Annotated in this window: 14 protein-coding genes; all 14 read left to right on the top strand. The window is 54.8% G+C overall.

Annotation, left to right across the window (positions count from 1 at the left end):
• Positions 1 to 57: 57 nt before the first annotated feature.
• Positions 58 to 1347 carry an RsmB/NOP family class I SAM-dependent RNA methyltransferase gene (locus PMI41_RS12830; RefSeq protein ID WP_008125392.1) on the top strand — a complete coding sequence of 430 codons (1290 nt, stop codon included), beginning with the start codon at positions 58 to 60 and terminating at the stop codon, positions 1345 to 1347.
• Positions 1348 to 1385: 38 nt separating this feature from the next.
• The gene (locus PMI41_RS12825) at positions 1386 to 1844 is read left to right on the top strand and encodes a TspO/MBR family protein (protein ID WP_008125390.1); all 459 of its coding nucleotides are present in this window, start codon (positions 1386 to 1388) and stop codon (positions 1842 to 1844) included.
• 1 nt (position 1845) lies between these two features.
• Positions 1846 to 2484 (top strand): 5'-methylthioadenosine/S-adenosylhomocysteine nucleosidase, encoded by a 639-nt coding sequence (locus tag PMI41_RS12820; protein ID WP_008125388.1) that lies wholly within the window; start codon positions 1846 to 1848, stop codon positions 2482 to 2484.
• A 50-nt stretch (positions 2485 to 2534) separates the two neighbouring features.
• Positions 2535 to 2795, top strand: coding sequence for a type II toxin-antitoxin system HicA family toxin (locus tag PMI41_RS12815; RefSeq protein ID WP_008125386.1), 261 nt, complete (start codon positions 2535 to 2537; stop codon positions 2793 to 2795).
• Positions 2792 to 3121 carry a type II toxin-antitoxin system HicB family antitoxin gene (locus PMI41_RS12810; protein WP_008125383.1) on the top strand — a complete coding sequence of 110 codons (330 nt, stop codon included), beginning with the start codon at positions 2792 to 2794 and terminating at the stop codon, positions 3119 to 3121. Before PMI41_RS12815 ends, PMI41_RS12810 begins: the two co-directional genes overlap by 4 nt.
• A gap of 107 nt (positions 3122 to 3228) precedes the next feature.
• Positions 3229 to 4791, top strand: coding sequence for a glutamine-hydrolyzing GMP synthase (gene guaA, locus PMI41_RS12805; protein ID WP_008125381.1), 1563 nt, complete (start codon positions 3229 to 3231; stop codon positions 4789 to 4791).
• Between the two features lie 32 nt (positions 4792 to 4823).
• Positions 4824 to 5225, top strand: coding sequence for a DUF5086 family protein (locus tag PMI41_RS12800; RefSeq protein ID WP_008125380.1), 402 nt, complete (start codon positions 4824 to 4826; stop codon positions 5223 to 5225).
• A 331-nt stretch (positions 5226 to 5556) separates the two neighbouring features.
• Positions 5557 to 6519 (top strand): sugar-binding transcriptional regulator, encoded by a 963-nt coding sequence (locus tag PMI41_RS12795; RefSeq protein ID WP_008125379.1) that lies wholly within the window; start codon positions 5557 to 5559, stop codon positions 6517 to 6519.
• A gap of 94 nt (positions 6520 to 6613) precedes the next feature.
• Entirely contained in the window at positions 6614 to 8056 is a 1443-nt protein-coding gene (locus PMI41_RS12790; protein ID WP_008125378.1) for an extracellular solute-binding protein, read from the top strand.
• 143 nt (positions 8057 to 8199) lie between these two features.
• Positions 8200 to 9069 (top strand): sugar ABC transporter permease, encoded by an 870-nt coding sequence (locus PMI41_RS12785; RefSeq protein ID WP_008125377.1) that lies wholly within the window; start codon positions 8200 to 8202, stop codon positions 9067 to 9069.
• Between the two features lie 10 nt (positions 9070 to 9079).
• A complete protein-coding gene (locus PMI41_RS12780; protein ID WP_008125376.1) occupies positions 9080 to 9937 on the top strand; it encodes a carbohydrate ABC transporter permease in 858 nt (285 codons plus the stop codon).
• Positions 9938 to 9941: 4 nt separating this feature from the next.
• Positions 9942 to 11054: an ABC transporter ATP-binding protein gene (locus tag PMI41_RS12775; RefSeq protein ID WP_008125375.1), complete on the top strand. Its 1113-nt coding sequence runs from the start codon at positions 9942 to 9944 to the stop codon at positions 11052 to 11054.
• A complete protein-coding gene (locus PMI41_RS12770) occupies positions 11051 to 12175 on the top strand; it encodes an ABC transporter ATP-binding protein (protein WP_008125373.1) in 1125 nt (374 codons plus the stop codon). Before PMI41_RS12775 ends, PMI41_RS12770 begins: the two co-directional genes overlap by 4 nt.
• Positions 12175 to 13728, top strand: coding sequence for an FGGY-family carbohydrate kinase (locus tag PMI41_RS12765; protein ID WP_008125371.1), 1554 nt, complete (start codon positions 12175 to 12177; stop codon positions 13726 to 13728). The genes PMI41_RS12770 and PMI41_RS12765 overlap by 1 nt, the downstream gene beginning before the upstream one ends.
• Positions 13729 to 13765 lie beyond the last annotated feature (37 nt).

Genomic DNA, 13765 nt, shown 5'->3' with positions numbered 1-13765 from the left:
AGCCATGTATGCGACAGTGAAAGAGTAGAAGAGCTCTAAGGCATACAAGGAATTCCTATGCGACTTGGCGGACGCCTGCAGGCGGCAATCGAAGTTCTCGAAGATATTGAAAACCGCAAGCGTCCAGCCTCGGATGCCTTGAAGGATTGGGGACTGTCGCATCGTTTTGCCGGAGCGGGGGATCGTGCTGTCATTGGCAATATAGTCTATGATGCATTACGCCGGAAACTGTCGCTTGGTTGGCGTATGGACAGTGATGCGGCGCGCCATATTGCCTTTGGCGTTCTGCTTTCCGATGCGGAATTGAACATTGCCGACATCAACGCCGCACTCGAAGGCGATAAGTTTGCCCCGGAGCCACTTGATGCTGATCGGCTGACTATCTGGGAATCGCGCGATCTGAGCGCTGCACCCGACCATATCCGCGCGGACGTGCCCGAATGGTGTGTTCCGCATTTTCAGGCAATCTTCGGCGATAAATGGGTTGAAGAAGCCGCAGCATTGAGCGACCGCCCGCCCGTCGATCTGCGCGTGAATACTTTGAAGGCGGACCGCGAAAAAGTGCTCAAGGAACTGGCCCGTGCTGGAGCAAACCCTGCACCTTTGCTGGAAACGGCTATTCGTGTTCCACCATTGCGCGCTATGGGCCGTCATCCGAATGTTCAGGCTGAACCGGCGTTCCAGCGCGGATTGTTCGAAGTGCAGGATCTTGGCTCGCAGATTGCAGCCAAGCTCAGCAACGCCAAACCGGGCGAGCAGGTGCTGGATTACTGTGCCGGAGCCGGTGGCAAGACCCTCGCACTTGCGGCAGAGATGAACAATAAGGGCCAAATTCACGCTTATGATGCCGAACGGGCGCGATTGGCACCGATTTTCGATCGCCTCAAGCGGGCAGGGGTGCGCAATGCGCAGGCGCATGCCAATATAGGCGATCTTGCCCAGTTTGAAGGGCAGATGGATCTGGTTCTCGTCGATGCTCCCTGCACCGGATCAGGGACATGGCGGCGTAGGCCGGACGCAAAATGGCGATTGAGCGAACAGCAGCTGGAGCGCCGCGAAGTGGAACAGCGCCAGGTGCTGGAGGCTGCCAAGGCTTATGTGAAACCGGGAGGGCGTCTGGTCTATATAACCTGTTCGCTTTTCGCGCCTGAGAATGGTCATCAGGTCTCCGCCTTTCTGGCTGAAAACGCGGAATATACCGTGGTGGACAGTGAGCCTATCTGGGTACAGTCGGTGTCGGAAGATGCGGAACTGAAGCCATTGTTCAAAGACGGCACGGCAATCCTTTCGCCGTTTTCAACGTCGACAGATGGTTTCTTCATTTCGGTTCTCAGGCGGGAAAAATAAGGCTACAACCAGCGGCAGTCATTCACAGGATGGTTCCTATGTCCCGCTCCATGGTGCTTTTGCTGTTCTTGGTTTTGGTCGTCGGTGGTGGACTTGCGATCGGCTATATAACCCTGCCGGGGGAATGGTACGCCAGCCTCATCAAGCCGTCTTTCAATCCGCCAAACTGGATTTTCGCACCTACCTGGACAATTCTCTACGTCCTCATAGCTCTGGCGGGCTGGCGCGTGTGGGACCGTGACCTGACATCCTCACAGCAGTGCTGGTGGGCGCAACTGGCACTCAATTTCCTTTGGTCGCCAAGCTTCTTCGGATTCCACCAGATGGGCCTTGCCCTCATCGTGATTGTGATGCTGCTTGTCTCAATAATTGGCTTCATCAAAGTCAGCTGGAACGCTGACCGCACATCGGCAATACTTTTCCTTCCCTATCTGGCATGGGTAGCCTTCGCGACCCTGCTCAACGCATCGCTTTATTGGCTGAACCCAGCAGGTTGAAATGTTTGATTATGTGACCCCTATCGCCGGAAAACGCGTACTGTTTGCCATGGCCGCAACTGCTGAATATGGCCACCATCTGCAACGGCTTTTTACGCCGCTGATTACCGGGGTAGGCCCCGTGGAGTCCGCGGTAAGCGTCTCATCCGTTCTGGCGCATCTTGGCGCAATGTCCGCCTTGCCTGATCTGGTGGTATCGCTCGGTTCGGCAGGTTCACGCATTCTCGAGCAGACCGAAATCTATCAGGCGACCAGCGTATCCTATCGGGATATGGATGCGTCGCCGCTCGGCTTCACCAAGGGCGCTACGCCATTTCTTGATCTGCCGGTAAAGCTGCCTCTTGATTATCGCATTCCCGGCATCAAGGAAGCGACGCTTTCCAGCGGGGCCAATATCGTTTCCGGCAAAGCCTACGATCTTGTTGATGCAGATATGGTCGAAATGGAAACCTTTTCCATATTGCGCGCCTGCCACCGCTTTAATCTCCCGTTGATTGGCCTGCGCGGTATTTCCGATGGTGCAGAGGAACTTCAGCATCTGGGCGATTGGACCGAGTATCTGCATATTATCGACGAAAAGCTGGCCGTCGCCGTCGAAACCATGGCAGGGGCAATCGAAGACGGGACAATTTCAATCTGAATTTTCCAATAACACACTATTTTATTGATACTGAAAAGTGATACTATTATATGAAGCTCAACAAGAGGCATGCGGAAACGCTTGCAGCAATCTTCGCCGACCCTGTTCTTGCAGGAATTGTTTGGCGAGATATCGAAGCATTGTGTCTGGCGTGTGGTGCCGAGATCAGTGAGGGAAGTGGGTCCCGCGTGCGTGTGGCACTCAACAATGTGCGCGCTGTGTTTCATCGCCCGCATCCGCAAAAGGAAACAGATAAAGGCGCCGTAAAGTCAGTCCGGCGTTTTCTACAGGAGGCGGATATAAAGCCATGACGACCATGCACTATAAGGGATATGAAGCAGTCATTGAATTCGACGAGGATGCCGATTTATTCCACGGTGAGATTGTCAATCTGCGTGATGTGATTACTTTTCAGGGTGCATCAGCAGCAACGTTGAAGAAGGCATTTGCAGAATCTGTCGAGGACTATCTCGAGTTTTGCAAGCAGCGCGGCGAAGAACCAGAGAAGCCATTTTCAGGGCAATTTGTTGTCCGCACGGAGCCCATTCTGCATAAGGCTATTTCAAGTGCTGCTCGACGCGCCGGTGTAAGCTTGAACAAATGGGTGGTTGCGACCCTTGAACGTTCCGTGCGCTAACAGTTTGCCACAATCTCTTCACCCGCTCTGTTAACAATCGGAATCAGTTTGTCAGTAGGTTCCGGCAACCCATTGCGCCGACTCGACATTTGCTTTAAAGGCCCGCCATGAACACACCCACTCATCCCGATACAGTCCTCATCGTCGATTTCGGCAGCCAGGTAACGCAGCTGATTGCGCGTCGCGTTCGCGAAGCCGGTGTCTATTCCGAGATCGTTCCTTTCCAATCAGCGCAGGAAGCGTTTCATCGCATCAAGCCGAAGGCTGTCATCCTGTCAGGCAGCCCGCATTCGACAGTCGATATCGGCAGTCCGCGAGCACCGCAGGATGTCTTCGACGCCAATGTTCCGGTGCTCGGCATTTGCTATGGTGAGCAGACCATGTGCGCCCAGCTCGGGGGCAAGGTAGAGAGTGGCCATCATCGCGAGTTTGGCCGTGCGTTCCTTGATATTCAGGAAGAGTGCGCACTGTTTGACGGCATCTGGGCCAAGGGCACGCGTCATCAGGTCTGGATGAGCCATGGCGACCGCGTTGTTTCCATACCGGAAGGCTTCAAGGTTGTTGGTACATCGACTGGCGCACCCTTTGCTGCCATCGCTGACGAAGCCAGAAAATACTATGCGGTACAGTTTCACCCCGAAGTAGTGCACACGCCGGATGGTGCCAAGCTGCTCCAGAATTTCGTGCATAATATTGCCGGTATCGAGAGCGATTGGTCCATGTCCGCCTATCGCGAAAAGGCCGTCGATCTCATCCGTAAACAGGTCGGTGACAAGAAGGTCATCTGCGCGCTTTCAGGCGGGGTCGATTCTTCCGTTGCAGCTTTGCTCATCCACGAAGCCGTTGGCGACCAGCTCACATGTATATTGGTTGATCATGGTCTGATGCGCAAGAACGAGGCAGCTGATGTGGTCGCGATGTTCCGCGAGCACTACAATCTGCCGCTCATTCTCGTAAATGCTCAGGACCGTTTCATTGGCGCGCTTGAGGGCGAAAGTGATCCGGAAAAGAAGCGCAAGACAATTGGCAGGCTTTTCATCGAAGTCTTTGAAGAAGAAGCCAAAAAGCTCGGCGGGGCAGATTTCTTGGCCCAGGGCACGCTCTATCCGGATGTGATCGAAAGCGTTTCTTTCACTGGCGGTCCGTCGGTGACAATCAAATCGCACCACAATGTCGGTGGTCTTCCAGAACGCATGAACATGCAGCTGGTCGAGCCATTGCGCGAACTCTTCAAAGATGAAGTGCGCGTGCTCGGCAAGGAGTTAGGTTTGCCGGATCATTTCATCGGCCGTCACCCGTTCCCGGGTCCGGGTCTTGCAATCCGTTGCCCGGGCGGCATCACCCGCGAGAAGCTGGAAATCCTGCGTGAAGCCGATGCCGTATATCTCGATGAAATCCGTAAGGCCGGGCTTTACGATGTCATCTGGCAGGCATTCGCAGTTCTTCTGCCTGTTCAGACTGTTGGCGTCATGGGCGATGGCCGGACTTACGAATTCGTCTGCGCATTGCGTGCGGTGACATCAGTTGATGGCATGACAGCAGACTTCTATCATTACGATATGAACTTCCTTGGTCAGGCCGCGACCCGTATCATCAATGAAGTTAAGGGCATCAACCGCGTTGTCTACGACGTCACGTCAAAGCCGCCAGGCACCATTGAGTGGGAGTAATACCTCACCACGTCTGATATGGGATGAGCAGCATGACGATATGCCTGAGAGCTTGTGCCGGTCTGTTGCTTCTCTGGATGGGCAGTACAGCCTTTGCGGCTGAACAGGATAAAAACCTTGTCCTGTCGGTGACCCCGCACAAAGTGCGTTGGGCCGCCATTTACAACAGCCCGCAGACCGGCGATCCATTCTATCACGTTCAGGTCTTCGAGAAAGATCGGGGCACCAAGCCGTGGGTATTCAAATTGCTGGCCTTGCATTTGGTGGTCACACCTCAAGCTTTGGCCGCCAGCAGGAGCGGGAAGCAAGCCAAGGTCTATCAATACAAAGATGTAGAGTTCCGCCTTGCCTACGATTCTTGGCTGAACAATCCGGGTGAGCGTCAGAAAACGCCTGTTTGCCGAACAAGCATTCTCGATTGCGTCAAACCATAGTCAGGCCTTGGAACTGAGTTCACCGCCAACTTTAGGCAATTCATTTTAAATGTGACGCCACCCGCCACTTTCGCGGGCATATGCCAACTTTTCCTCAAAAAGATTTCACAATCGGACATGCCGCCTGGTGGTTTGCTGCATTGCGGCAAGCATGTGAATTGTCATGACTTTTGGCAAGCAGCACGTATTTACCGAAAAGCCATCGCGCAGGATCACCCGCCAGGAGCATTGAAAGCATCCCGGTCTTGCTTGACAAATTTTTCAGTACGTGAAATTATTTTCAATAAGAGATAAAAATATCAAAAAACGCATGCAGGGTGGAGACAAGGCAATGGCGAACGGCAGTTCTCTTCGCGAGGAAGAGTCCAGCATGGCAGCACGCGCTGCCTGGTTGCATTACGCAGGCGGTCTCACCCAATCCGAAGTTGCCAAGCGCCTTGGCCTGACATCCCTCAAAGCCCACCGACTCATCATGAAGGCCAATCAGGATGGGCTGGTGAAGGTCTATATCGATGGTGAAATTTCGGAATGCGTGGAGCTGGAACAGGCACTGTCTACCCGCTACGGCCTTGATTATTGCGAGGTCGTGCCTGATTTCGATCCGGAAGAATTACCGTTGAAGGCGCTCGGCATCGCCGGAGCACAGTTTCTGAAGCGTGAGATTGAGCGTGACGGAGAATTGCTCATTGGCATGGGGCATGGCCGGACACTGGCAGCCTGTGTTGATTATCTGCCTCGCATAGCCAGCAACAATGTACGTTTCGTTTCTCTGCTTGGCGGTTTGACCCGCAAGTTTTCCGCCAACCCTCATGACGTGATCCATAGGCTTGCCGAGCGTATCGGCGCTGAAGCCTATGTCATGCCGGTTCCGTTCTTCGCCAATACGGTCGAGGATATGGATGTGCTCTTCAGTCAGCGTGGCGTGCGCGAGATATTCAACATGGCCAAAAGCGCCAACCTTTCCCTTGTGAGTATTGGTACGGCGGAGCGTGAAGCTTCGCTGGTTTCCACGGGCATGATCGAAAAGGTCGAGATCGAGGATATCAAGAAGGCAGGGGGAGCCGGCGAGCTGCTTGGGCATTTCTTTGACGATGCCGGACAGGCGATCCAGACGACGCTGTCGGATCGCACCTTTACCTTGAGTCGTGAGGATTTGAAGAACCAGCGAATGATCGCGGTGGCGGGTGGCACCATGAAAGTCCGGGCAATCCGCGCGGTGCTCGAAAGCCGGTGCCTGAACGGGTTGATTACAGACGAAAAAACAGCGCGGCAGCTTGCCGCTAGCAATACCTGACAGCAATGGCAGGTGGGTGCGGGGAGGCCGCATTCTGGGAGAAATACCGGTGGGGTATCCGGTTCATAATACCCGATAAAGGAGGAGAAGACCAATGCATGACAAGGAAAAAGACCTTATCAGCGCTTTCCTGCGCGGATCAGTTGATCGTCGCGGCCTGTTGAAAGGTCTCGGAACGATGGGTATTACGGCAGCGACTGCCGGCACCCTGATGAATATGATGTCGACCAACGCACAGGCAGCTGATTTTGACTGGAAGAAACATTCCGGCAAGTCTTTGAAGCTGCTCTTGAACAAGCATCCCTACGCCGATGCGATGATCGCCAATCTGCAGAATTTCAAGGATTTGACAGGTATTGACGTCAAGTATGACGTGTTTCCCGAAGACGTTTATTTTGACAAGGTGACTGCGGCCCTGTCATCTGGTTCGACCGAATATGATGCGTTCATGACCGGCGCATATATGACCTGGACCTATGGTCCTGCAGGCTGGATCACCGACCTGAAAGAATGGATCAACGATCCGGAAAAGACTAACCCGAATTATGCCTGGAACGACTTCCTGCCGGGCGTGAAGAACTCCTGCGCATGGAACGGCATTCCCGGCGGCGCGCTCGGTTCGGAAGACGCCAAGCAATGGTGTATTCCATGGGCATTCGAGCAGAACAACATTACCTATAACCGTGAAATGTTCGACAAGGCCGGTGTTCAGGTTCCCGGCAACATTGATGAAATGATCGCGACATCTGCCAAGCTCCAGAAGGATATTGGCGGCATTTACGGTATCGGCGTACGTGGCTCCCGCTCGTGGGCTACGATCCATCCGGGCTTCCTGTCCGGCTATGCCAACTTCAATCAGAAAGATCTGAATGTTTCTGCTGACGGCAAGCTTTCGGCAGCAATGAATACGGCTGAATCAAAGGCATACCATACCAAGTGGGTGCAGATGATTCAGGAAAGCGGTCCGAAGGATTGGTCTACCTATACCTGGTATCAGGTCGGTACCGATCTTGGAGCCGGTGCTTCAGCCATGATCTTCGATGCCGATTGCCTCGGGTACTTCATGAATGGCGGCGACAACAAGATGGCCGGGAAACTCTCCTATGCCGCCTTTACCGCCAATCCGGAAGCCAAGGCCTCAACACCGAATATCTGGATCTGGTCACTGGCCATGTCCAACTTCTCGAAGGACAAGGATGCTACCTGGTACTTCCTGCAGTGGGCTTCCGGACCGGAACACGCTCTGTTCGGTGCAACCAAAATGGACTTTGTTGATCCGGTTCGCCAGTCGATCTGGAAGGACGAAATGTTCCGCGAAAAGCTGAACAAGAAATATCCGGGCTATGTCGAAATGTTCGATGCCTCGGCTGCCGGTGCAAGCATCAAGTTCACACCGCAGCCGCTGTTCTTCGACGTAACGACTGAATGGGCTTCGACATTGCAGAAGATGGTTGCCAAGGAAGTGCCGATCGATGAGGGGCTGGACCAGCTTGCCCAGAGCATTGATCGTCAGCTCAAGGAAGCTGGCCTCGGCTGATCCATTTCTGTCGATACCCGGCGCTGCGAGCGCCGGGTATTCCAGTGCGCGGCATGCGTGTTTCATTAAACGATAAGGAGCTTAAATTGGCTTCCCCATCCATTCCCCGAAAGCCGGCTTCAAGGTTCAGGATCAGCAGAAAGATGCTGCCCTATGTCCTGAGCTTGCCCGCATTGCTCGTCTGCATCGGCATTCTCATTCCGTTTGTAACCGCAGTCATCTACTCATTTCAGCGCTACCGGCTGAGTCAGCCATGGAGCCGCCAGTTCAACTGGGGCGAGAATTATTATAACTTCCTGTTCAATGACCCGGGTTTCTGGAACACACTGAAGATATCGTTGCTCTATGCCGGTATCACCGTGACATTGGAACTGCTTCTCGGGTTGGGCATTGCCCTGCTTTTGCAGAAGCGTTCGCGGGTCAATAATTTCATTTCGATCATGCTTCTCCTGCCGCTGATGATAGCGCCGGCGCTTGCTGCACTGATGTGGAAGCTGATGACCAACCCGGGTTTTGGTATTCTCAGTTATCTGGCCAATCAGGTTGGATTGCAGAATTTCCGCTGGGCATCGTCGCCCGATACGGCTCTTCTGACGGTCGTACTTGTCGATATCTGGGTCTATACGCCGTTCATCATGATCCTGCTTCTGGCCGGTTTGCGTTCGCTGCCAACCCAGCCTTTTGAAGCTGCCGCACTTGACGGTGTGCCACGCACCTTTGTGTTCTTCCGCATCACACTGCCGATGCTGACTCCCTATATCCTCACCGCAACGCTTTTCCGCCTGCTCGATTCCATCCAGCAGTTCGACATCATCTATGCGATGACGCAGGGCGGTCCCGGCAATGCACTTACGGTGTTTCAGGTCGAGGCTTACCTGAACTTCTTCCAGTCGACGAATGTCGGGCGGTCAGCGGCACTGATGGTCATCCTTTGGGCCATTACTTATCTGCTGTCCAACATCTTCATCAAGAACTGGCTACGGCTGCGTGAACGCGCACGCGGCGAGGCGTGAGGAGCACATTATGGAAACCACATCCACACTCGAAAAAAGCCTGCGCTTCCTCGCATTGTCGCTGGTTGTCATCTTCTTCATGTTCCCGATCTTCTGGATATTCCTGATGTCATTCCAGACGAACGAGACCATCCTGCAGATACCGCCATCCATCGTTTTCACGCCGACACTTTCCAACTATGCTGCGTTGATTACAGGCAAGCTGACTACATCCGCCGGTACGCTTGATATTGCCTTCATGCGCAATCTGGGCAATTCCGTCTTCCTTTCCGTGACGTCGGTTGCACTGTCGCTCGTGCTTGGCGTGCCTGCCGCTTATGCCTTTGCGCGGCACAAATTCCGTGGCTCGGAAGACATTGCGTTTACGCTTTTGTCGTTCCGCTTTGCGCCACCGCTTCTGGTGTTGCTACCGCTGACGCAGTATTTCCAGTGGCTTGGCCTGTCCGATACTTATTTCGGTCTCATCTGGGTCTATCAGCTGATCTGCCTGCCTTTGATCCTCTGGATCGTACGCGGCTACTTCGAAGATATCTCGGCTGATGTCGAATATGCCTATCGCATTGCCGGTCACTCATGGTTTGCCACGTTCCGCAAGATCGCTCTGCCGCTTGCTGGTCCGGGCATTGCTGCTGCTGGCCTGCTTGCCTTCATCTTTGCCTGGAACAATTTCGTCTTCGCGCTGGTGCTTGCCTCGGCTGACAAGCAGCCGGTCACAGTAGGTGCGCTCGCTTTCGTCACTTCGTCAGGTATCCAGTACGGCCAGATCGCCTCGGCCATTGTGCTTTCGGTCACGCCGACGCTGGCGCTCGCTCTTTATGCCCAGCGTTACCTCGTTGAAGGCCTGTCACTTGGCGCGGTGAAGGGATAATCATATGACCACTTTAGAACTCAGGAATATCGTCAAGCGCTACAAGACCAATACGGTTCTCGATGATCTGTCGCTTGATGTTGCAAATGGCGAGACGCTGGTTCTGTTTGGCCCTTCCGGGGCTGGAAAGACCGTCCTCCTGCGTCTCGTCGCCGGTGTGATCGATCCGGATGAGGGCAAAATCCTCATCGGCGGCGAAGACATGACCGATGTGGATGCGGAGCATCGCGGTATCGGCATGGCGTTTCAGAACTTCGCGCTGTTTCCGCATATGAGCGCCCACGACAATATCGCCAGCCCTTTGACAGCCACGCGGTCATCGGCCGACGCCATAAAGTCCGGTGTGGGTAAGGTGGCGAAGCTGCTCAAGATTGATCATGTGCTGTCGCATCATCCCAAAGCGCTGTCGAACGGGCAAAAGCAGCGCACGGCACTTGCTCGCGCGCTTGCGGGCTCGCCGCCACTGCTTCTGCTTGATGATCCCTTGCGCAATGTCGATGCCAAGCTACGTTTTGAGATGCGGCTGGAACTGCCGCGCCTGCTCGCCTCACAGGGCGCAACTGTCGTCTATGTGACGCAGGACTATAAGGAAGCCATGGCGCTTGGTGATCGCATAGCCGTTATGGCCAATGGCAAAATCCGCCAGATCGGCACACCGGAAGAAATCTATAACGCACCGGCGGATATCGGGATCGCCAGCCTGTTCGGTGACCCGACGATCAACCTGCTTGATGTGACGCCGCAAAAAGACATTGAAGGCGTTTATGTCGAGATTTCCAAAGTCAGGGTTGCTTTGCCGGGCATGCCGGACAGCGTTGCAGGACAGTCTTGCGTGATTGGCATTCGACCCGAATCGATCAGTTTCGCCAAGGATACCGCGAAAGGTGCCGTTCCCATCGAGGTTGAGGCAGAAACGCCGCTCAACGAGAAAACTGTCACGCTGGTGCTGACTGTGGGCAAACGCGAAGTGCTGGTTTCACGACCTGCAGGAACACCGGGTCCGGTATCCGGCCCGGCTCATATCGTGATTGATGGCAGGACCGCGTTCCTTTTCGACAAGGCCAGCGGTGCACTCATCCGTAAGGCAGGTACAGCACAGCAGGGAGTAGCAGCATGAGTGACACTGCTCTGTTGATCAAAAACGTCGACAAGTTTTATGGACCTATCGACCATGGTGTCCACGCGGTCCGCAACGTCAGCATGGATGTGAAGAAGGGCGAAATCATCGCGCTGCTCGGTTCGTCCGGCTGTGGCAAGACATCGACGCTACGGATGGTGGCGGGCTTTGAAGCTGTATCGCGCGGTACGATCTCGCTGAAAGGCCGCGAGGTGCAAACCTTCGCGCCGGTAAAGCGAAATGTCGCCATGGCCTTTGAGGGATACTCGCTTTATCCGCCTTTGACGGTGAAGGAAAACATCGCCTTCGCGCTGAAATCCTCCAGGCTCTCACAATCCGTAGTCGAGGAAAAAGTCGCCTATATCGCCAAGCTTCTGGAGATTGAAGATATTCTCGGCCGCTACCCGAGTTCAATTTCCGGTGGGCAGCAGCAGCGCGCTTCGCTAGGTCGCGCTCTTATTCGCGATGCCGACCTGCATTTACTGGATGAGCCGATGGGGCAGCTTGAGCCGCAATTGCGGGCGGTGCTGCGTGGTCGTATCAAGCACTACATCAAGGAGCGTGGGCTTACCGCCATCCTGGTGACTCATGACCAGACCGAAGCGAACGCGCTTGCAGATCGCATTGCTGTCATGGAAGGCGGTCAGTTGCAGCAATTCGACACGCCGCAGATGATCAAGGAGCGTCCGGCCAATCTGTTTACCGGTACATTCGTTGGCGAACCGCCAATGAACGTCTTCGAGGCGACCGTTTCCGCAAGCGAGAGTGCAATAGCTTTCGGTCTCAATCAGGGCGTGAAGCTTGAATATGCGGCCTCCGATTTCTCACCTGCTGTTCGGGCAGAGCTGAACAAGCATCAAAAGGTTGTTGTCGGCATTCGTCCCTATGCGGTCCGTCGCAGCGAGGGCGGCGTCAATGCGCGGGTCTCGGTCAATCAATGGCTCGGCGATCAGACGCATATTGCTGCAGATTTTGCGGGTGGTTCGCTGGTTCTGGTTGAGCACGACCGGACTGATGTGGCTATTGGCGATACGATTGCCGTTCGCCTCGATCCTGCCAGCCTGCATGTATTCAATGGCGAAACCGGCGTCGCTGTCAGCCATGGTCAGGAGCTTGCGTGATGACACGCGATATCCTCATAGGGATCGACGCTGGCACTTCCATCATCAAGTCGGTGGCTTTTGACCTGTCCGGTCGCCAGATTGCCGTGGCCTCAACACCGAACAACTATGAAACTGTTGGGCGGGCAGGGGCCGTGCAGGATCTTGCCCGTACCTGGGCGGATACCGCAAAGACGCTGATCGATCTCGCCGCAAAAGTCGAAAACCTTGCTGGCCGCACTGTGGCCGTCTCCGTGACAGGGCAGGGCGATGGCACGTGGATGATAGACAGGAATGGTGAGGCCGTGGGCAAGGGCTGGCTATGGCTTGATGCCCGTGCGGGCGATACGGTCGACAATCTGCGTAAAGATCGTGGCGATCTTGGCCGCTTCACCCATACAGGCAGTGGTCTGGCTGCATGCCAGCAAGGTTCGCAACTGCGCTGGATGATGGATGAGGCTCCGGAACTTTACTCCGGCGCAACCACGTCCTTTCATTGCAAGGACTGGCTCTATTTCAAGCTTACCGGCAAGCGGGCCACCGATCCATCGGAAGCGGTTTTTACTTTTGGCGATTTCCGTACCCGCAGCTATTCGGACAGTGTGATTGAGTTTCTCGGGTTGGAAAAACTCAAATACCTGCTGCCTGAAATCGTCGATGGCGCGACCACCCATCACAAGCTGGACATGGACGCCGCGCGGCTGACCGGATTGCTTGAAGGCACGCCCGTCGTTCTCGGTTATGTAGATGTCGCCTGCACCGCACTTGGTGCCGGGTTATACGAACCCGGGACAAGCACAGGTTGTTCGATTATCGGTTCGACCGGTATGCATATGCGTCTGGCAAGCAGCCCGGATGATGTGGAGCTTAATCGCGATCTGACGGGCTATACCATGTGCATGCCAATTCCCGGCGTCTATGCGCAGATGCAGTCCAACATGGCTGCGACCCTGAACATTGACTGGATATTGTCGGTTGCGGGTAATCTGTTCAAAAGCATCGGTGTGGAAAAATCCAAGCCGGAACTGCTCGCCCATATGGACACTTGGCTTTCTGAAGCCAAGGCGGCTTCGGTGATTTACCACCCTTATATTTCCGACGCGGGAGAGCGGGGCCCGTTCGTTGATGCAACGGCTCGCGCCTCGTTCATCGGGCTTTCAACCAGCCATGGATTTGGCGATATGGCCCGTGCAGTTTTTGACGGCCTGGCACTCGCCGCCCGCGATTGTTATGCCGCTATGGGACCTTTGCCAGAACGTGTCCGAGTAACAGGTGGCGCGGCCCGGAGCGCTTCATTGCGTAAGATACTGGGCGGTGCCTTGGGTGCTTCTATCCAGACCAGCGAACGTGAAGAGGCTGGAGCAGCTGGCACAGCCATGATCGCAGCTGTTTCTCTAGGAATCTATGGCTCCATGGCCGACTGCGTGAAGGATTGGGTAACGCCCTCCCAGCGTACGCCTGAACCCATCGATGTGGAACTATCCGCGATCTATGAAGAAGCCTTTCCGGCCTATCGCCAGTCAAGGCTGGCTTTGCAGGATACGTGGCACACCATGGCAACGCCGGAAAAATGAAATACGCCAGCCCGATAATAGCGGCAAGCGACGAATA

Source organism: Phyllobacterium sp. YR531 (assembly GCF_000282595.1).
Taxonomy (GTDB): Bacteria; Pseudomonadota; Alphaproteobacteria; order Rhizobiales; family Rhizobiaceae; genus Phyllobacterium.
This window is presented reverse-complemented; position numbering and strand designations above follow the sequence as displayed.

What these genes read in the sequence shown, in the direction of transcription:
- PMI41_RS12810 (WP_008125383.1), top strand. Translation starts at nt 2,792, where the DNA reads ATGACGACCATGCACTATAAGGGATATGAAGCAGTCATTGAATTCGAC.
- PMI41_RS12775 (WP_008125375.1), top strand. Translation starts at nt 9,942, where the DNA reads ATGACCACTTTAGAACTCAGGAATATCGTCAAGCGCTACAAGACCAAT.
- PMI41_RS12785 (WP_008125377.1), top strand. Translation starts at nt 8,200, where the DNA reads ATGCTGCCCTATGTCCTGAGCTTGCCCGCATTGCTCGTCTGCATCGGC.
- PMI41_RS12830 (WP_008125392.1), top strand. Translation starts at nt 58, where the DNA reads ATGCGACTTGGCGGACGCCTGCAGGCGGCAATCGAAGTTCTCGAAGAT.
- PMI41_RS12780 (WP_008125376.1), top strand. Translation starts at nt 9,080, where the DNA reads ATGGAAACCACATCCACACTCGAAAAAAGCCTGCGCTTCCTCGCATTG.
- guaA (WP_008125381.1), top strand. Translation starts at nt 3,229, where the DNA reads ATGAACACACCCACTCATCCCGATACAGTCCTCATCGTCGATTTCGGC.
- PMI41_RS12800 (WP_008125380.1), top strand. Translation starts at nt 4,824, where the DNA reads ATGACGATATGCCTGAGAGCTTGTGCCGGTCTGTTGCTTCTCTGGATG.
- PMI41_RS12790 (WP_008125378.1), top strand. Translation starts at nt 6,614, where the DNA reads ATGCATGACAAGGAAAAAGACCTTATCAGCGCTTTCCTGCGCGGATCA.
- PMI41_RS12825 (WP_008125390.1), top strand. Translation starts at nt 1,386, where the DNA reads ATGTCCCGCTCCATGGTGCTTTTGCTGTTCTTGGTTTTGGTCGTCGGT.
- PMI41_RS12770 (WP_008125373.1), top strand. Translation starts at nt 11,051, where the DNA reads ATGAGTGACACTGCTCTGTTGATCAAAAACGTCGACAAGTTTTATGGA.
- PMI41_RS12815 (WP_008125386.1), top strand. Translation starts at nt 2,535, where the DNA reads ATGAAGCTCAACAAGAGGCATGCGGAAACGCTTGCAGCAATCTTCGCC.
- PMI41_RS12795 (WP_008125379.1), top strand. Translation starts at nt 5,557, where the DNA reads ATGGCGAACGGCAGTTCTCTTCGCGAGGAAGAGTCCAGCATGGCAGCA.
- PMI41_RS12820 (WP_008125388.1), top strand. Translation starts at nt 1,846, where the DNA reads ATGTTTGATTATGTGACCCCTATCGCCGGAAAACGCGTACTGTTTGCC.
- PMI41_RS12765 (WP_008125371.1), top strand. Translation starts at nt 12,175, where the DNA reads ATGACACGCGATATCCTCATAGGGATCGACGCTGGCACTTCCATCATC.